Genomic DNA, 17089 nt, shown 5'->3' with positions numbered 1-17089 from the left:
ATTCAATCCTTCACGAACAGTTGGCGGGGCACGTTGCACAGTGTCTCGACACCGGTCTCGGTGATCAGGATGCTCTCGGTGATTTCCAGGCCCCAATCATCCATCCACAGCCCCGGCATGAAGTGGAAGGTCATGCCCGGCTGCAACACGCTGGTGTCGCCGGGGCGCAGGCTCATGGTGCGCTCGCCCCAATCCGGCGGATAGCTGATACCGATGGGATAGCCGCAACGGCTGTCCTTGTGGATACCGAACTTCTCCAGCACTTTGAAAAACGCCACGGCGATGTCACCTGTGGTGTTCCCGGGCTTGGCCGCGTCGAAGCCGGCGGCGATGCCCTCGACCACGGCTTTTTCGCCGTCGAGGAAATGCTGCGGCGGCTTGCCCAGGTAGATGGTCCGCGACAGTGGGCAGTGGTAACGCTTGTAGCAACCGGCGATTTCAAAGAAGGTGCCGGCGCCCTTTTCGAACGGCGAATCGTCCCAGGTCAGGTGTGGCGCGCTGGCGTCGGCACCGGTGGGCAACAGCGGCACGATGGCTGGGTAATCACCGCCATGACCGTCGACACCGAGGATGCCGCTGCTGTAGATCTCAGCCACCAGTTCGTTCTTGCGCATGCCCGGCTCGATCCGCTCCAGGATCCGCCCGTGCATGTTCTCGACGATGCGCGCGGCGATGCGCATGTAGGCGATTTCCTGGGGCGACTTGATCGCCCGCTGCCAGTTCACCAGGCCCACCGCGTCCACCAGTTTCGCCTGGGGCAAGTGTTTTTGCAGCGACAGGTACGCGGCGGCACTGAAGTAGTAATTGTCCATCTCTACGCCGATGGTCAACGCGCCCCAGCCACGGGCGATGATCACTTCCCGGGACAGGTAGTCCATGGGGTGGCGCTCGCGAGACTGCACGTAGATGTCCGGGTAACCGACGATGTTATCGGCCTGCATGAACACCGTGCGCTTGGCGCCGTTGGCATCCTGGCCGCGACCGAACCACACGGGCTCGCCGTCCAGCGCCAACAGCACACACTGGTGCACATAGAACGACCAACCGTCGTAGCCGGTGAGCCAGGCCATGTTCGACGGGTCGGTGACCAGCAACAGCTCCAGGCCCTGGGCCTGCATGGCGACGCGCACCTTCGCCAGGCGCTGGGCGTATTCCTCCCGTTGGAACGGAAGATTGACGACTCTCTCTGACATCCCTCTGCCCTCTGATCAATGACGCACGAATGAAAAATGGTTAGCGACCGAACGGGAAACCCTTCCCCGCCGTCCGTGCCCGCTCGAACGCCAGGTTGGCGATGGCGGTGTCCTGGGCGCCGGTGCCGGTGAGGTCGCACAGGGTGACCTGCGCCTCGTCGGTACGCCCGGCTCGCTGCCCTGCCAGTACCTGGCCCAGCTCCCGCAACGCGACCTCATCGCCAATGGTGCCGGCCGCCAGGGCGTGGTGCAGTTCGCCGAGCAGGCGGGTCTGGCTGAGGCGGTCGGCGACGTAACAGTCGACGGCTGCCAGGGCTTGTGGGGAAATCTCGTTCTTGTGTTCAGCGTCCGAGCCCATCGCGGTGATGTGCAGGCCGGGGTGCAAGTGCCGGGCTTGGATCAGTGGCTCGCGGCTGGGGGTGCAGGTGATGGCGATGTCCACGCCTTCGAGGGCTTCGTCGATGGAGGCGCTCGGCGTGACCGCCAGCCCCGTGTCGCGGGCCAGTTCGGCGCTGAAAGCCCGGGCCTTTTGAGCATCGCGAGCCCAGACCCGCACCTCTTCGATGGGCCGCACCAGCCGAAGCGCCTGGAGCTGCAACGCGGCCTGCTCACCGGCACCGATCAGCGCCACGCTGCGGCTGGCCCCGCGAGACAGGCAGCGCGCCGCCACCGCCCCCGCCGCCGCCGTGCGCACGGCGGTGAGATAGCCGTTGTCCAGCAACAGCGCCTCCAGCAGACCGGTGCGCGCCGACAGCAACATCATCATGCCGTTGAGGCTGGGCAGGCCGAGTTTCGGATTATCGAAAAAGCCCGGGCTGACCTTGATGGCGAAGCGTTCCAGGCCCGGCAAGTAAGCGGTCTTCACGTCCACTTCACCGTTATGTTCGGGGATGTCCAGCCGCAGGATCGGTGGCATCGCCACGGCCGCCGTCGCCAGCAACACGAAAGCCTGTTCGATGGCGTCGAGGCTGGGCAGGTCGAGGGCCACGCAACTGCGCAGGTCGGCTTCGCTCAATAGGATGACTTCACGCATGACAGGCTCCGTTGCGTTTCAGGTGTTGTTATCAGGTGTTGGCACCCGCGATCACGCGGGCATGTTGTTCGGTGTCGACGTTGCGCCCGCTGATCACCAGCACGATGGGCCCACGCGGTTCGATCAGGCCGTCGAGCAGCGCGGCGATACCGACCGCCGCCGCGCCTTCGAGGACCAGGCGTTCGTGGTGATAGGCGTGACGGATGGCGTTGCCGATGGAGGCTTCCGAAAGCAGGTGCAAGTCATCGCTCAATTGGCCGGTCATGTCGAAGGTGTAGCGGTTGTCCAGGCCGATGCCGCCGCCGAGGGAGTCAGCCAGCGTCGGTAGTTCTTCGACGTCCACCGGGTGCCCGGCGGCGAGGCTGGCGTGCATCGCGGCGCCACGGGCCATGCTGATGCCGTGGACCTGGATCGCTGGGTTGGCACGCTTGAGGGCCAAGGCCACACCGGCGAACAGGCCACCGCCGGACAGCGGCACCAGCACCTGGGCCACGTCCGGTTGCTGCTCGAGGATCTCCAGGCCGAGGGTGCCTTGGCCGGCGATGATCGCCGGGTGATCGAAGGGCGGCAGGAAGGTCGCGCCCTGCTCCCTCGCGATGCACTCGGCTTCGCGCTGGGCATCGTCCTGGGACTGGCCGACGATGCACACCTCGGCACCCAGGTCGCGAATCGCCTGCACCTTATTGGCTGGCACCAGGCTCGACAGGCAGACAATCGCCTTGACCCCTTGTTGCGAGGCGGCATGGGCCAATGCCCGGCCATGATTGCCGGTGGATGCAGTGACCACACCCAAGGCTTTCTGCTCGGGAGTGAGTAGGGCCACGGCATTGCTCGCGCCGCGCAACTTGAAACTGCCGGTGATTTGCAGGGATTCCAGCTTGAGGTAAACCGCCACCCCCATCAGCCGCGACAGGCTGGCGGAAGGCTCCATGGGCGTGCGCCGCACCAGCGCTTCGATGCGCTGGCGAGCGAGGTAGACATCCTGAAGCTGCAACACCGACATGACCGCGTCCCGAGCTGATGTGTTGGACGCAGTCTAAGAGGGCTGGATTGTGGTGATGAATGTACTAGGGCAATTTAGTTTGCGGTGAACACAAATCCCGTGAACAGCGTAATTCCATTGTGGGAGCGGGCTTGCTCGCGAAAGCGGTCTGCCAGTCACATCAATGCTGGATGTGCCGCCGCCTTCGCGAGCAAGCCCGCTCCCACAGGGGGTTATGTTGTGCATTAATCCAGCAACATCAGAAATCATGGATCTGCGGATACTGGTTGAAGATGTCCCGCATCCCCGCCAGGGCATGGCGCATTTCCTCATCGCTGCACTCAGCCCCGACACACACCCGCACCGCGCGGGGTTTTGGGGTGCCGCGCACGGTGAACGGGTCGGGGGAGGTCACGGCGATGTGTTTGTGCCGCAGGGCTCGCACCAGGCTGTCCACTTCCCAATGGGACGGGATGCCGATCCACGCGTTCAACGCATGAGGGTGCTGGCCCAACACGTGCTCGCCCATGTACTCGGTGACCATCGCCTGGCGCCCGGACAGCAAGCGGCGCTGCAGATGCACCAGCGATTCGGCGCGCCCATCGCGGATCCAGCGGGCGGCAATCTCCGAGACCATGGGCGTGGCCATCCAGCTGTTGACCCGCAGGATGCTTTCGGTGCGCAACGCCAGGCGCTTGGGCACCACCAGGTAGCCGATGCGCAGCCCCGTGAGCACCGACTTGGTCATGCTGGTGCAATAGAACGACAGCTCCGGCAGGTAATGGCTGATGGGCGGCGCCCGGCGTTCGTCCAGCAGCGGGCCGTACACGTCGTCTTCAATGATGTGCACACCAAAGCGTCGGGCTATCTCGGCGATTTCCCGGCGGCGAGTGTCGGGCATCAGGCTGGTGGTGGGGTTGTTCAGGTTCGGCGTGCACACCAGCGCGGTGATGCGCTCGTTGCTGCACATGTCTTCGAAATGTTCGGGATCGATGCCGTAGCGGTCCATCTCCAATCCCTTGAGGGTGAAACCCAGCACCTGGGAGTTGCCGATCACCCCGTGGTCGGTCACGCCCTCGCAGAGCACCACATCGTCAGGACCGGCCAGGGAAGCCAGGGCAAGAAAAATCCCGTGGGCCGCGCCGTTGGTGATCAGTATGTCGTTGCGATCGACCTTCAGCCCCTGGCGGCCGATCCATTGGGCGGCAGCCTCACGGTGGGACTCAAAACCGGCAATCGGCCGGAACGCATGAATCCACGGCTGGTCCTCCTCGGTGCTCAGCTCAAGGCAGGTGTCGCGCCAGAACTGGTCGTGCTCACGGGTGTGCATGATCCGCGTGATGGAAAAATCCACCAATGCCCGCTCGGGGCTGTCGAGAATATAAGTGGCCACCCGGTCGCTCATGCGCCGGGAAACGAAACTGCCGCGCCCCACTTCGCAACGCACCAGGCCCTGGCGCTCCAGCTCCTTGTAGGCATTGGTGACGGTTTGCACGCTGATGCCCATGGCGTCGGCCACTTGCCGTTGCGGCGGCAGGCGCTGGTCGTTGGCAAGGGCGCCCTGTTCGATATCGTCGGCAATGGCCTGCACCAGAATCTTGTATTTGGATTCACCGCTGCGGGCGACGTCCAAGGCTGATTTCCACTTATCCATGAGGCTGCAACCCGCGTGTGTTCTGGTGCGCACAGCATCCCGCGACAATCCCGGCAAAGCAATTGTCCTAGTGCAATACAATCGATGCCGGGGCTTTTGTATGCTCGGTCCAAGGTCGTCATCCAGGCGGGCTCCTGGCCCTGACAAAAAGCCGGATTCGACCTGTACCGGCGCCATTCCCGATCCAAGGCCCAGCCTGGATCAGCCGCAGTACGCTTTGCTCTTGTCACACTGCCTCCTACCACAGAGCCGTCCAACGACGGATCCACAAGAAACAGGAGATTTTATCGATGAGCAATTTTCTTCCCCGCACCTGCGCGCCCTTGCGTCGGCTCTTGCTGACTTGCGCCGTACTCGGCCTGGCCAGCGGCGTCCAGGCGGCCACTCTGGACACCGTCAAAAGCAACAGCAGCATCCGGATCGGCTACGCCAACGAAACCCCGTTCGCCTTCACCGAAACCGATGGCACCGTGACCGGTGAGTCGCCAGAAATCGCCAAGATCATCTTCGCCAAGATGGGCATCCAACAGGTCAACGGCGTGCTCACTGAATGGGGCTCGCTGATTCCCGGCCTGCGCGCCGGCCGTTTCGACGTGATTGCCGCCGGCATGTACATCACCCCGGCGCGCTGCAAGCAAGTGTTGTTCACCGATCCGCAATACCAGTTGCCCGATGCCTTGCTCGTGGCCAAGGGCAACCCGAAAAACCTCCACAGCTATGAAGACATCGCCAAGCAACCGGACGTGAAGCTGGCGATCATGGCCGGCACGGTGAACCTGGCTTACGCTCGAGACTCCGGGGTCAAGGACGAGCAGATCCTCCAGGTCCCCGACACCACCGCACAATTGCAAGCGGTGCGGGCCGGTCGCGCGGACGCTGCCGTTGGCACGCAACTGACCATGAAAGGCCTGGCCAGCAAGGGCGGCGACAAGATCGAGGCGATGACCGAGTTCAAGGACGATCCGTCCCACATCGGCTACGGCGCCCTCGCCTTCCGCCCCGAAGACAAAGACCTGCGCGATGCGGTCAACGCCGAACTGAAGAAGTGGCTGGGCTCCGAAGAACACCTCAAGACGGTTGCGCCGTTCGGGTTCGACAAGTCCAACGTGACCAGTAAAACCGCGGCCGAGCTCTGCGCTCAGCCATAGTCGAAACTGACGTGCCGAAACAGGCGTGACGCGCGCTGCGTGATGCCTGTTCCCTGCTTCATCGGATATCGGGTTGAACCATGGGCGAATTACTTCCGTTATTGATTCAAGGGGCCTGGGTCACGCTTCAGGTGACCTTCTTCGGCTCGCTGCTGGCGATTATCGCCGCGGTCTTGGCGGCCCTCGGGCGGCTGTCGCCGTGGCGCACGCTGCGCTGGTTCAGCATTACCTACATCGAAGTGTTCCGAGGCACCTCATTGTTGGTCCAGCTGTTCTGGCTGTTCTTCGTATTGCCGCTGCCGCCGTTCAACATCGAGCTGAGTCCCTACGCGGTGGCGATTGTCGGCCTGGGCCTGCACATCGGTGCGTATGGGGCCGAGGTGATGCGCGGCGCCATCAGCTCGGTGGCCAAGGGGCAATACGAAGCCTGCACGGCGCTGAATTTCAGCGGTTTCACGCGCTTCAAACGGATCATTTTGCCGCAGGCCTTGCTGGCGGCGATTCCACCGGGCACCAACCTGCTCATCGAGTTGCTGAAAAATACCTCGCTGGTGTCGCTGATCACCTTGTCCGACCTGAGCTTCCGGGCTCGGCAATTGGATCAGGCAACCTTCCAGACCCTGGAGATCTTCAGCCTGGCGCTGGTGATGTATTTCATCCTCGCCCAAGCCATCAACTTCGGCATGCGCCACATCGAGCGACGACTGAGCCGGGGCCGGATGCGTGGAGGTCTGTCATGACCTTGTTCGATTGGTCCTACGCCGCACAGATCCTGCCGGACCTGCTGCGCGCCTCCCTCAACACCGTGGGTATCACCCTGGTCGGTTTCCTGATTGCGATTGTCCTGGGACTGTTCCTTGCGATTGGCCGGCGCAGTCGCAAACTCTGGCTGTCGTGGCCGGCCACGGCGGTGATCGAGTTCATCCGCAGCACGCCGCTGCTGATCCAGGTGTATTTTCTCTACTACGTGCTACCCAACTACGGCTTGAGCCTGACGGCCATGCAGGTCGGCATCCTCGGCATCGGCCTGCACTACGCCTGCTACATCGCCGAGGTCTACCGCAGTGGCCTCGACGCGGTGCCACGGGCGCAATGGGAAGCGGTGACGGCGTTGAACATCGCGCCGTACAACGCCTACCGCAACATCATCCTGCCCCAGGCGCTGCGGCCCATCGTGCCGCCGCTGGGCAACTACCTGGTGGCGATGCTCAAGGACACGCCGGTGCTGTCGGCGATCACCGTGGTGGAAATCATGCAGCAGGCCAAGAACATCGGTTCGGAGAATTTCCGTTACCTGGAACCGATCACCATGGTTGGCCTGTTCTTCCTCGCCCTGAGCCTTGCCTTGGCTTATCTGGTACGGCGCCTTGAAACGCGCATGGAGCTACGCTAATGACTTTACCTCTGTCCACGCCCACCGATTTGTCCCGGCGCAGCACGCTGGCGTCGCAGCAGGAGGCCCCGGCCATGCAAGATCCCACAGCGTCCCTGCCAATTGTGAGTTTCCAGGACGTGACCAAAAGCTATGGCAGCTTCACGGTGCTCGACCATCTGAACCTGGATGTCGCGCCGGGAGAAAAGGTCGCGATCATCGGCCCCAGCGGTTCGGGCAAATCCACGCTGCTGCGGGTATTGATGACCCTGGAAGGCATCGACCAGGGCCAGATCCGCATCGAGGATGACTCCCTGACCCACATGCTCAATCGCAACGGTGTGCTGGTGCCGGCCAACGACCGGCACATCCGCCGGGTGCGCGGCAAGATCGGCATGGTGTTCCAGAGTTTCAACCTGTTCCCCCACATGACCGCGCTGCAGAACGTGATCGAAGCCCCGGTGCAAGTGCTGGGCATGAACCCGAAAGAAGCCCGGGAGCGTGCTGCCGATTTGCTGGAACTGGTGGGGTTGGGCAGCAAGCTCGACCACTACCCTTCGCAGTTGTCTGGCGGCCAGCAACAACGGGTGGCCATCGCCCGGGCCCTGGCGATGCGGCCGAAAGTGATGCTGTTCGACGAAGTGACCTCGGCGCTTGACCCGGAGTTGTGCGGGGAAGTGCTCAACGTGATCCGCAAGCTGGGGGCCGAGCACAACCTGACCATGTTGATGGTGACCCACCAGATGGGCTTCGCCCGGGAATTCGCTGACAGGGTGTGCTTTTTCTACAAGGGGCAGATCCACGAACAGGGCACCCCGGCGCAGATCTTCGAGCATCCGCAGCAGGAGCGTACGTGCGCGTTTCTGAGTGCGGTGAAAGAGGCCAACTGATCCCACTCACTTAAGTGAACACTTTTGTGGCGAGGGAGCTTGCTCCCGCTGGACTGCGCAGCAGTCCCAACCCAGCGAACGCGGTGGGCCTGGGAGACCGAGGCGAATGATCTTGGGCCGCTGCGCGCCCCAGCGGGAGCAAGCTCCCTCGCCACAGGGTTTGGTGTCAACTCAAGGGAAATGGCAGCCATAAAAAACGGGGGCCATGTCTGCATGGCCCCCGTTTCATTTACCTTCCTGCGATCAAGGGTACTGCTGGTAAGTCTGCCCCTGCTGCTGCGGCGCCCCCTGATATTGCTGGCCGGGAATCGCCTTGAGGTTGACCTCGACACGACGGTTCTGCGCACGACCATTGACGTCGGCGTTGCTGGCCACCGGGTTGTCCGGGCCGGCGCCACGGGCCGACAGGTTGGCGCCGCTCACGCCTTGGGACGTCAGGTAGGTCGCCACGCTCTGGGCACGACGCTGGGACAGGTCCATGTTGTGCTGGCGGCTGCCGGTGCTGTCGGTGTAACCGACGATCTCGATCTGGTTCTGGTTGAACTCCTTGAGGGAGTTGGCCAGGTTATTCAGCGGCTGGTAGAAGCTGGACGCAATGTTGGCCGAATCGGTGGCAAAGGTGATGTTGCCCGGCATGATCAATTTGATCTGGTCGCCCTGGCGCTGCACTTCAACGCCGGTATTGGCCATGCTGGCGCGCAGTTTCTTTTCCTGCTGGTCGGCGTAGTAGCCGTAGCCGGCCGCGGAAGCGCCCACCACGGCGGCGCCGATCAACGCGCCCTTGCCACGGTTATCGTGACCAATGGCCGCACCGGCCAACGCACCGGCCAATGCCCCGAGGCCGCCATATTTGGCGGTCTTGCTCATGCCTGAAGAGTCCGTGGAAGCCTGGCCCTGATTGTCATAAGGGTTAGGCGACGCGCAGCCGGACAACAGGGCCACAGCGGTAGCGACAACGATCAAGCGACGCGAGGTGAACATGGAAAAGCTCCTGGTTTTTCAGTCTGAAGTGCCAGGGCGTAGGCAATCGACTCTGGCTGGCGTTGGAACGCGACAAAGATTAAAAATTCCGCTCGCTACGCTGCGTTTACCTAGAACTTACACATCAGAAAATCGCACCGCTCAGAGTTTGATCACCCGGCGGCGGTGACAGTCACCTGGCTCGAGTTTCTTGCCCTCGGCAGAGCGAACCTCAAGCGGCGCTATCGGCTCATCATGCGCCTTGTCCAGCAACACCGAATGGGTTTCCCCGGCACTGAACAAATGCCGCTCGCCCCATTGGCGCAGCGAAACCACGATGGGGAATACCTCGCGGCCCTTCTGCGTCAACGCGTACTCCTTGTAAGCACTGCCATCGGAGGCGGGCCGGGTCTCGAACACCCCCACCTCCACCAGCGCCTTGAGGCGTGAGGCGAGGATGTTCTTCGCCAACCCGAGGTTCTTTTGGAACTCACTGAACCTGCGCACATCGTCAAAGGCGTCGCGAATGATCAGCAATGACCAGCGATCACCAATGACCTCAACCGCTCGGCCCACGGGGCACTCATGGCTGCCCGGCGATGCTTGCTGTGTCATCCCGCTCTCCTTGGTTGAAAAAACTGGTTGCAGATTAAAACCGGAAACGCTAGAAATCAAATAACCGGTTTCAAAACAAAACCTGATTGATCAAGGATGGCCCATGATTTCAGAAACCCAATCCGACGAATCCGTCGCACACTCATACCGCACGCATGCCCCCAGGCTCAGCCGCGCGTTGACGCTGTTGTTTTCCGTCACCTGCGCATTCGCCGTGGCGAACGTCTATTTTGTCCAACCACTGCTCGACGCCATCGCTGAAAGCCTGCACGTCGCCCCCGGCCTGGCAGGTGTCGTGGTGACGGCAACCCAGGTGGGCTATGCCGTGGGCCTGGTGTTCATCGTTGCATTGGGGGATCTGCTCGATCGCAAGCGCCTGATGCTCAGCCAGACCCTGCTGTCAGCCGTGGCACTCGCCGTCGCAGGGGGCGCCGGGCAATGGTCGGTGTTGCTGGGAGCAATGGTCATGGTGGGGATGATGGCAGTGCTGGTGCAGGTCATTGTCGCCTACACCGCCGCCCTCGCCTCACCACAACAACGGGGGCAAGCCGTGGGAACGGTGACCAGTGGCGTGGTGCTGGGTATCCTGTTGGCCCGACTGGTATCGGGGATCATCGCCGACCTGGCTGGCTGGCGCGCGGTGTTCTTCGTTTCGGCGGGACTGATGTTGACCCTGGCCGTGGTGCTCGCCAAAACAGTGCCTTCGACCAGCACTCCCCGACTCGGCACGTCTTATCCGAGGTTGATCGGATCGCTGTTCAAACTGCTCGTCACGGAGCGCACCTTGAGGGTCAGGGGCGTCCTGGCCTTGCTGGTCTTCGCCGCGTTCAGCGTGTTGTGGACGGCGATGGTGCTACCGCTCAGTGCTCCGCCCTTGTCGCTGTCCCATACCCAGATCGGCCTGTTTGGCCTGGCAGGCGTGGCCGGTGCGTTGGCCGCGTCAAAGGCCGGACGCTGGGCCGATCGAGGATGGGGGCAGCGCACCACGGGTATCGCCCTGGCCTTGTTGACGCTGTCGTGGCTGCCCACGGCGTTCGCCCAGACCTCATTACTGGCGTTGATGGTCGGGGTGATTGCCCTGGATTTCGCCGTGCAAGCCGTGCACGTCACTAACCAGAGTCTGATTTTCGCCGCACGCCCTGATGCGCAAAGTCGCCTGGTGGGCGCGTACATGTGCTTCTACTCCATTGGCAGCGCCTTGGGAGCCAGCGCCGCGACCCAGGTTTATGCGCAGTGGGGTTGGGTCGCGGTGTGCCTGTTGGGCGCGTCGATCAGCGCGACCGCCCTGGCCTGGTGGGCCTGGACCGAGCTCATTCGCGCGCGAGGCTGCGGCTCACGCCCCTGACGATCATTTGCACCTCCCGATCATCGATCGTCAGCGGTGGCAGCAGGCGGATGGTCTTGCCCCGGGTGACGTTGATCAGCAAGCCATGATCCCGGGCGGCGCTGAGGGTCAGGTCGCGGACCGGTTGCTTGAGTTCGATGCCGATCATCAAGCCCTGGCCGCGAATCGCCAGCACATTCGGGTTATCCGCCAGTTCGGCGCGCAACTGCGTAAGCAACTGTTCGCCCTGATGCCGGGCGTTGTCCAGCAAGCCTTGCTCTTCGATGATGTCCAGCACCGTGCAGCCGACCCGGCAGGCCAGCGGATTACCGCCGAACGTGCTGCCATGGCTGCCGGGGGTAAACAGCTCGGCGGCCTTGCCCCGGGCCAGGCACGCACCGATGGGCACGCCGTTGCCCAGGCCTTTGGCGAGGGTCATGACGTCCGGCACGATGCCTTCGTGCTGGAACGCAAACCACTGGCCGGTACGGCCGATGCCGGTCTGGATCTCATCGAGCATCAGCAGCCAGGCGCGCCGGCTGCACAGTTGACGTAAAGCCTTGAGATAGCCGGGCGGTGCGAGTTGCACACCGCTTTCGCCCTGGATCGGCTCCACCAGTACCGCGACGATGCGCTGCCCATGGGCCTGCTGGATCGCTTCCAATGCGGCGAGATCGCCGAACGGCACCTTGATGAAATCCCCCGGCAACCGATTGAAACCCAGCCGCACCGCCGGGCCATCGCTGGCCGACAACGTGCCCAATGTGCGCCCGTGAAACGCGTTCTCCATGACCACCACCAAGGGCTGCTCGATGCCCTTGTGCCAGCCATAGAGACGCGCCAGTTTCAGCGCGGTTTCGTTGGCTTCGGCGCCAGAGTTATTGAAAAACACCCGCTCCAGCCCGGACAGCTGCGTGAGTTTTTCCGCCAGCCGCTGCTGCCAATCGATGCTGTACAGGTTGGACGTATGCAGCAGCAGACCCGCCTGTTCGCTGATGGCCGCGACCAGCCGAGGATGGGAATGACCGACATTGGTCACCGCCACGCCTGCCACCGCATCGAGGTATTCGCGACCGTCCTGGTCCCACAGGCGCGTACCCAAGCCACGGGTGAAATTCAGTGCCAGGGGTTGGTAAGTGGTCATCAGGCAGGCGGCGGTCATGGCATCAAGCTCCATCGGGTGGTTTTTTCCAGTATGGTTAGCCACTCATGCTGGATAAACGCTGCTTTACTTCAATCATTTAAAAGCTGAGCTTGATAATGGACCTGTTCCAGGCAATGACCGTTTATGTGAAGGTGGTAGAAACCGGCAGCCTGACAGCGGCGGCCCAGGCGTGCGAAATGTCCACGACCATGGTGGGCAATCATCTTCGTGCATTGGAGCAACGCCTCGGCGTGCGCTTGATAAACCGTACGACCCGACGTCAGCGCCTGACTGAATTCGGCTCGGTCTACTATCAGCGCTGCTCAGAAGTGCTGGGGCTGGTGGTCGCCTCCGAACGCCTGGCCGAACAGACCCAGGGCGAGCCCGCCGGCATCTTGCGCATCACCGCGCCGCTGACCATCGGCACCGAGCGCCTCGCGCCGGCCCTGGCCGAATTCAGCCAGCGTCATCCGCAGGTCAAGCTCGACGTGGTGCTGACCAACCAACGCCTGGACCTGCTCGAGCACGGCTTCGACGTCGCCATCCGCCTGGGTCATCCCGACCCAAAATGGATCGCCCGCCCCTTGATGGACTACACCCTGACCATCTGCGCCTCGCCGACCTACCTAGCCCGGCGAGGCACACCGGAAAAACCCGTCGACCTCCAACAGCATGACTGCCTGTCATTCGCCTATCCCGCGGGCGACGAGTGGCGGTTCGCCCAGGATCATTGGCCCATCAACGGCCCGGATGGCGAAATCAAAGTACCGGTGAGCGGGCCAATGCTGATCAACAGCTCTTCAGGCCTGCATCGCGCCGCCCTGGCCGGCATGGGCGTGGTGATGCTTCCCGACGCGCTGGTGGAGCAGGACCTGAAGGATGGGACGTTAGTAGCGCTGCTGCAGGATTATCAGCTGCCCCACCGTCCGATGAGCCTGATGTATGCCCAGGATCGCTACCGTTTGCCGAAGTTGCGCAGTTTTGTCGAGTTTGCGTTGGACAAATGGGGGAAGCCTCAGCCTGGAGCGCAATGATGTTGTGGCAAAGGGTTGGCTTCTGACCGGCCACCAGCACCGCTAGTGGCCCCGCGCGGCATCGGCTACTCTTCACGCCTGGGACGAGCATTTTGATGTCAAGGCTGATGGGGAAACGACGATGGGAGATGCCTCGAACATCGATAGGCCGCGGTTCGATCTGTCCGATCTGGATGAAGACGTACTGCACACCATTCTGGAACTGGTCAGCGACGGCATCTGGGACTGGAACGCCAACACCGGGTTCGTCTACCGCAACCCTGGCTGGTACACGATGCTCGGCTACTTGCCCCATTCATTGACTAACACCGTGCTGACTTGGGAAAACGTGATCCACCCCGAAGACTATCCACGGGTCATGACCTTGTTCGACGACTACCTGGAAGAACGAACCCGCCGCTACCAGGCCGAATACCGCTGCCGCACCCGGGACGGTTCCTACATCTGGATCGAAGATCGCGGTTACATCATCGCCCGCAATCCTGACGGCACGGTGGCTCGCATGATCGGCGCCCATCGCAGCATCGACGACAAGAAGCGCCTGTTCGAACAACTGGAGCGGCGCAACCAGTCCCTGGAAGCCGTCATCGAAGAGCGCACCCGCGAACTGTCCCGGGTCAACCAACAGCTACAGATCCAGCTCGACGAAAACCGCAGGCTCGCGGAGACCGATGCCCTGACGCTGGTCGCCAACCGCTATCGCCTTGAACAGGCGCTGCCACTGGCCTGCGAGCGCACCCAGCGCTTTCGCGAGCCTTTGTCACTGATCGCCATGGACGTCGATGACTTCAAGGACATCAACGACCGTTACGGCCATGCGTTCGGCGATGCGGCGCTGGTGCAAGTGGTACAGGCCGTTAAACGCTGCGAGCGCGACGGCGATTTGCTGGTGCGCTGGGGCGGTGATGAATTCATCATGATTTTGCCCAACACCTCACTGGCCGACGCTTGCCTGATGGCCGAAACCATTCGCCGGGGCTTGTCCGACCTGCTGCCGGTGGGTGATTTCCAGATCACCATGAGTTTTGGCGTGGTGCAGCGCTTCGACGATGAGCAGCAGGCGGCGCTGCTGGACCGGGCGGACCAGGCGCTGTATCGCTCCAAGATGGCGGGCAAGAATGTGATCTGCAAATGAGCCTGGCCCGGCGCACCGGCAAAAAAATGAATGCATCTTTGCGGCGTCTACGGCGGTCATAGGTTGTAACCTTTGCAATCAGGTCCTTGCCCTTGTCGACTCGATCCCCCTTTCCTCCCAACCTTTACCTGGGTTGCGCCGGCTGGTCATTGCCCCGGGAGCATTGGCCGTCGTTTCCCGTTGAAGGCACTCATCTACAACGCTACAGCGCACGATTCCCGGCCGTGGAAATCAACAGTTCGTTCTACCGCCCACACCGCCCCGCCACCTACGCAAAGTGGACAGAGAGCGTTACCCCGGGCTTCCGGTTCTCGGTCAAGATGCCGAAGCAGATCACTCATGAGCGACGACTGTTCGATTGCGAAGGACTTGTGGATGAGTTTCTCGGGCAATGCTCGCAGCTCGGGCAAAAGCTGGGTTGCCTGTTGATCCAACTTCCGCCGTCACTGGCCTTCGACGCCAGGGTGGCCGAAGCTTTCTTCACAGCCTTGCGTGACCGTTATCCAGGCCTTGCGGTGCTTGAGCCCCGGCATCCGAGTTGGCTTGCGCCAGCCGTCGCGGCGCTGCTGGATGAGCAACACATCGGCCGTGTCGCCGCCGATCCGACGCCGCTGCCCGGCTGCGATCAGCCCGCAGGCTGGCCCGGCGTTCGTTATTACCGGTTGCACGGGTCACCACGAATCTACTACTCCCACTACGAGGATGCCTGGCTGGTGCAGCTCGCCCGACAGTTGAAGACCGAGCCTGACACACCGACCTGGTGCATCTTCGACAACACGGCCAGTGGCGCCGCGATCCCCAATGCATTGCGCTTGAACGACCTGATGCGCGACTGAAACTCGCGACCGGCAACAAATGCCGACCTGTCGCCGGTTCAACCGTGACAACGCCGCTCGCGTCCAATAGATTAGGCGACCGGAAAAAAGCTCAATGCCTTTCTCGCCTCATCCCGCTAACAGAAGTAGTGAAATTTCAATGTCCGATTCCAACACCGCTGAATCCGTAGTCACCCTGTCGTCCAAAGCGGAATACGAAAACTCCATCAATCTTTCACAGCATCTGCCCCTGGCCAAAAACATCAGTGAGATGGTCCTTGATGCGTTCCAGTCGAATCGCGAAAGCGACCAGATCCGCGAGCTGCGCAATGCCATCCGCCAGGCCCACGATGCGTTCGACGACGACAAGGCCTACGAACTGATGGGCCAGCTCAAGCAACTCAAGGACGCCGAAGCCGCCGACTTCGCGGCGTTGGAAGACTTGAGCAGCCGTTTCCCCATCAGCCGTATCCTGTCCAGCTACAAGGACGACCCGGCGTTCCAGGAACTGGTTTATGGCCTGGCCCTGAAAGTGCTGAACCAGACCCACCAGGCCATCAGCAACCCGAGCGGCAGCAAAGGCAAAGCCTCCCGGGCCAAGAAGGAAGCGGAAGTGTTTGTCATCAGCAAGGACGGCATCAGCGTTACCCTGCCCTTGCGCACGCCGCGCTCCAAGCCGAACGTCGACCGCGAGGCCTTCGAGTTCCTGGGTTTCAGTTTTGTCGGCGAAGGCGAAGAAGCCGAGCTGGAGAACGAAACCTTCCTGGACAACGACGGCACCGAACAACAGGCCACCCGTAAAAGCATCGTCACCGCCCTGCAACAGCAGAAGGCATTCGACGGCTACAGCATCGCCCAGCAATAAGCCTCACCGAGGCCACTGTGGGAGCGAGCTTGCTCGCGATGCGGCCACACATTCAGCATTCATGCAGGCTGATCCACCGCTATCGCGAGCAAGCTCGCTCCCACAGGAACATCGGCAGCCCAGGCAACGCCCATGAAAAAGCCCCGCGCTTCTCTCGAAGGCGGGGCTTTTTCATGGGGATGAGGAGATCGTTTCAAACCGCTCCGAGCCGCTCAACCATGTCTGGGAACTTCTCGACCAGCCTGATCAGAAGAGCCGCCTGGGCATTGGGTTTGGACTTCTCCTGCTCCCAGTTCCTAAGGGTGCCAGGACTGGTCCTGATGCTCTTGGCAAAAACGGCCTGAGACATATGGAGCTTGTCGCGCAACGCTACGATTTCTTGCGCCGACACCTCGGGAACCGGTTTGTCTTCGATCGATATCTGGCGAAGGGTAATCTTGCCCTCACGGTGAGCGGCCATCTCCTCGACGCCGTGCATCATCTCGGCAAACAGATCACGTTTTTTCATAAGGTACCTCGCACTTTCAACTCAGCTTCTATGGCGCGCTTGAGCGTCTTCTCTTGCTCGGAGGTCAGGTTTTCCAACTCGTCCTTGCCATAAATCGCAAACATCCAGAACTGACGATCATTCATGAGCCAATAGTAAATGACTCGCAACCCACCTCGCTTCCCTTTGCCACGACGTTCATCGAACCAGCGCAGCTTACGAAAGCCGCCGGTTCGTGGCATGACGTCACCAACCTCTGGATGCTGCAGCATGTAGGACTGAAGCAGGCGATATTCATCGTCAGTCAGGTAATGGCCAACCGTGGCGGTGAACGTAGTCGTTTCAAAAAATAGGGTACGCATGGCAGAAACTATAGGCAAATTGCGTATAGTTCAACAAACCAAAATCTATTGCGACGAATGACAGCCAATCCATGCC

The 17089-nt window shown here is 61.8% G+C and carries 18 protein-coding genes; 9 read left to right on the top strand and 9 right to left on the bottom strand.

Annotation, left to right across the window (positions count from 1 at the left end; translation table 11 throughout):
• Positions 1 to 2: 2 nt before the first annotated feature.
• The 4 genes from doeA to CD58_RS04890 all read right to left on the bottom strand — a co-directional run bounded on the left by doeA (position 3) and on the right by CD58_RS04890 (position 4862).
• The gene (gene doeA / locus CD58_RS04905) at positions 3 to 1193 is read right to left on the bottom strand and encodes an ectoine hydrolase DoeA (protein ID WP_025211946.1); all 1191 of its coding nucleotides are present in this window, start codon (positions 1191 to 1193) and stop codon (positions 3 to 5) included.
• Between the two features lie 40 nt (positions 1194 to 1233).
• Positions 1234 to 2226: a cyclodeaminase gene (locus tag CD58_RS04900; protein WP_025211945.1), complete on the bottom strand. Its 993-nt coding sequence runs from the start codon at positions 2224 to 2226 to the stop codon at positions 1234 to 1236.
• A gap of 31 nt (positions 2227 to 2257) precedes the next feature.
• Entirely contained in the window at positions 2258 to 3229 is a 972-nt protein-coding gene (gene eutB, locus CD58_RS04895) for a hydroxyectoine utilization dehydratase EutB (RefSeq protein WP_025211944.1), read from the bottom strand.
• A gap of 238 nt (positions 3230 to 3467) precedes the next feature.
• Positions 3468 to 4862, bottom strand: a complete 1395-nt coding sequence (locus CD58_RS04890; RefSeq protein ID WP_025211943.1) for a PLP-dependent aminotransferase family protein — start codon at positions 4860 to 4862, stop codon at positions 3468 to 3470.
• Positions 4863 to 5152: 290 nt separating this feature from the next.
• Here CD58_RS04890 and ehuB point away from each other — a divergent pair, with 290 nt between their 5' ends.
• The 4 genes from ehuB to ehuA all read left to right on the top strand — a co-directional run bounded on the left by ehuB (position 5153) and on the right by ehuA (position 8272).
• Positions 5153 to 6010, top strand: coding sequence for an ectoine/hydroxyectoine ABC transporter substrate-binding protein EhuB (gene ehuB / locus CD58_RS04885; protein ID WP_025211942.1), 858 nt, complete (start codon positions 5153 to 5155; stop codon positions 6008 to 6010).
• 80 nt (positions 6011 to 6090) lie between these two features.
• Positions 6091 to 6750: an ectoine/hydroxyectoine ABC transporter permease subunit EhuC gene (gene ehuC / locus CD58_RS04880; protein ID WP_025211941.1), complete on the top strand. Its 660-nt coding sequence runs from the start codon at positions 6091 to 6093 to the stop codon at positions 6748 to 6750.
• Positions 6747 to 7403, top strand: coding sequence for an ectoine/hydroxyectoine ABC transporter permease subunit EhuD (gene ehuD, locus CD58_RS04875; protein ID WP_025211940.1), 657 nt, complete (start codon positions 6747 to 6749; stop codon positions 7401 to 7403). Before ehuC ends, ehuD begins: the two co-directional genes overlap by 4 nt.
• Before the next feature lie 74 nt (positions 7404 to 7477).
• Positions 7478 to 8272 (top strand): ectoine/hydroxyectoine ABC transporter ATP-binding protein EhuA, encoded by a 795-nt coding sequence (gene ehuA / locus CD58_RS04870; RefSeq protein ID WP_038436768.1) that lies wholly within the window; start codon positions 7478 to 7480, stop codon positions 8270 to 8272.
• Positions 8273 to 8515: 243 nt separating this feature from the next.
• Here ehuA and CD58_RS04865 read toward each other — a convergent pair whose 3' ends face one another.
• Complete coding sequence (locus tag CD58_RS04865) at positions 8516 to 9253, bottom strand: OmpA family protein (protein ID WP_025211938.1); 738 nt, start codon at positions 9251 to 9253, stop codon at positions 8516 to 8518.
• Positions 9254 to 9394: 141 nt separating this feature from the next.
• Positions 9395 to 9847, bottom strand: a complete 453-nt coding sequence (locus CD58_RS04860; RefSeq protein ID WP_025211937.1) for a winged helix-turn-helix transcriptional regulator — start codon at positions 9845 to 9847, stop codon at positions 9395 to 9397.
• 103 nt (positions 9848 to 9950) lie between these two features.
• Here CD58_RS04860 and CD58_RS04855 point away from each other — a divergent pair, with 103 nt between their 5' ends.
• Positions 9951 to 11192, top strand: coding sequence for an MFS transporter (locus tag CD58_RS04855; RefSeq protein ID WP_025211936.1), 1242 nt, complete (start codon positions 9951 to 9953; stop codon positions 11190 to 11192).
• On the opposite strand, the gene CD58_RS04850 is transcribed toward CD58_RS04855, so the two are convergent.
• Positions 11158 to 12333: an acetylornithine transaminase gene (locus CD58_RS04850; RefSeq protein WP_025211935.1), complete on the bottom strand. Its 1176-nt coding sequence runs from the start codon at positions 12331 to 12333 to the stop codon at positions 11158 to 11160. The genes CD58_RS04855 and CD58_RS04850 overlap by 35 nt on opposite strands.
• A 98-nt stretch (positions 12334 to 12431) precedes the next feature.
• On the opposite strand from CD58_RS04850, the gene CD58_RS04845 reads away from it, so the two are divergent.
• The 4 genes from CD58_RS04845 to CD58_RS04830 all read left to right on the top strand — a co-directional run bounded on the left by CD58_RS04845 (position 12432) and on the right by CD58_RS04830 (position 16164).
• On the top strand, positions 12432 to 13349 hold the full coding sequence (locus CD58_RS04845; RefSeq protein ID WP_025211934.1) for a LysR family transcriptional regulator: 918 nt from the start codon (positions 12432 to 12434) through the stop codon (positions 13347 to 13349).
• A 121-nt stretch (positions 13350 to 13470) separates the two neighbouring features.
• The gene (locus tag CD58_RS04840; RefSeq protein WP_025211933.1) at positions 13471 to 14484 is read left to right on the top strand and encodes a sensor domain-containing diguanylate cyclase; all 1014 of its coding nucleotides are present in this window, start codon (positions 13471 to 13473) and stop codon (positions 14482 to 14484) included.
• 92 nt (positions 14485 to 14576) lie between these two features.
• Positions 14577 to 15320: a DUF72 domain-containing protein gene (locus CD58_RS04835; RefSeq protein ID WP_025211932.1), complete on the top strand. Its 744-nt coding sequence runs from the start codon at positions 14577 to 14579 to the stop codon at positions 15318 to 15320.
• A 139-nt stretch (positions 15321 to 15459) separates the two neighbouring features.
• The gene (locus tag CD58_RS04830; RefSeq protein WP_025211931.1) at positions 15460 to 16164 is read left to right on the top strand and encodes a hypothetical protein; all 705 of its coding nucleotides are present in this window, start codon (positions 15460 to 15462) and stop codon (positions 16162 to 16164) included.
• A gap of 193 nt (positions 16165 to 16357) precedes the next feature.
• Here the strand turns inward: CD58_RS04830 and CD58_RS04825 are convergent, their stop codons facing one another.
• On the bottom strand, positions 16358 to 16672 hold the full coding sequence (locus CD58_RS04825) for a helix-turn-helix domain-containing protein (protein WP_025211930.1): 315 nt from the start codon (positions 16670 to 16672) through the stop codon (positions 16358 to 16360).
• A complete protein-coding gene (locus tag CD58_RS04820; protein WP_025211929.1) occupies positions 16669 to 17013 on the bottom strand; it encodes a toxin in 345 nt (114 codons plus the stop codon). The genes CD58_RS04825 and CD58_RS04820 overlap by 4 nt, the downstream gene beginning before the upstream one ends.
• Positions 17014 to 17089 lie beyond the last annotated feature (76 nt).

The sequence above is a fragment of the Pseudomonas brassicacearum genome (assembly GCF_000585995.1).
GTDB classification, from domain to species: Bacteria; Pseudomonadota; Gammaproteobacteria; order Pseudomonadales; family Pseudomonadaceae; genus Aquipseudomonas; species Aquipseudomonas brassicacearum_A.
The sequence above is the reverse complement of the archived record's forward strand: the minus strand, read 5'-3'. Positions and strand labels throughout refer to the sequence as shown.

Coding starts and splice junctions, on each gene's coding strand:
- doeA (WP_025211946.1), bottom strand. CDS start 1,193: ATGTCAGAGAGAGTCGTCAATCTTCCGTTCCAACGGGAGGAATACGCC.
- CD58_RS04900 (WP_025211945.1), bottom strand. CDS start 2,226: ATGCGTGAAGTCATCCTATTGAGCGAAGCCGACCTGCGCAGTTGCGTG.
- eutB (WP_025211944.1), bottom strand. CDS start 3,229: ATGTCGGTGTTGCAGCTTCAGGATGTCTACCTCGCTCGCCAGCGCATC.
- CD58_RS04890 (WP_025211943.1), bottom strand. CDS start 4,862: ATGGATAAGTGGAAATCAGCCTTGGACGTCGCCCGCAGCGGTGAATCC.
- ehuB (WP_025211942.1), top strand. CDS start 5,153: ATGAGCAATTTTCTTCCCCGCACCTGCGCGCCCTTGCGTCGGCTCTTG.
- ehuC (WP_025211941.1), top strand. CDS start 6,091: ATGGGCGAATTACTTCCGTTATTGATTCAAGGGGCCTGGGTCACGCTT.
- ehuD (WP_025211940.1), top strand. CDS start 6,747: ATGACCTTGTTCGATTGGTCCTACGCCGCACAGATCCTGCCGGACCTG.
- ehuA (WP_038436768.1), top strand. CDS start 7,478: ATGCAAGATCCCACAGCGTCCCTGCCAATTGTGAGTTTCCAGGACGTG.
- CD58_RS04865 (WP_025211938.1), bottom strand. CDS start 9,253: ATGTTCACCTCGCGTCGCTTGATCGTTGTCGCTACCGCTGTGGCCCTG.
- CD58_RS04860 (WP_025211937.1), bottom strand. CDS start 9,847: ATGACACAGCAAGCATCGCCGGGCAGCCATGAGTGCCCCGTGGGCCGA.
- CD58_RS04855 (WP_025211936.1), top strand. CDS start 9,951: ATGATTTCAGAAACCCAATCCGACGAATCCGTCGCACACTCATACCGC.
- CD58_RS04850 (WP_025211935.1), bottom strand. CDS start 12,333: ATGACCGCCGCCTGCCTGATGACCACTTACCAACCCCTGGCACTGAAT.
- CD58_RS04845 (WP_025211934.1), top strand. CDS start 12,432: ATGGACCTGTTCCAGGCAATGACCGTTTATGTGAAGGTGGTAGAAACC.
- CD58_RS04840 (WP_025211933.1), top strand. CDS start 13,471: ATGGGAGATGCCTCGAACATCGATAGGCCGCGGTTCGATCTGTCCGAT.
- CD58_RS04830 (WP_025211931.1), top strand. CDS start 15,460: ATGTCCGATTCCAACACCGCTGAATCCGTAGTCACCCTGTCGTCCAAA.
- CD58_RS04825 (WP_025211930.1), bottom strand. CDS start 16,672: ATGAAAAAACGTGATCTGTTTGCCGAGATGATGCACGGCGTCGAGGAG.
- CD58_RS04820 (WP_025211929.1), bottom strand. CDS start 17,013: ATGCGTACCCTATTTTTTGAAACGACTACGTTCACCGCCACGGTTGGC.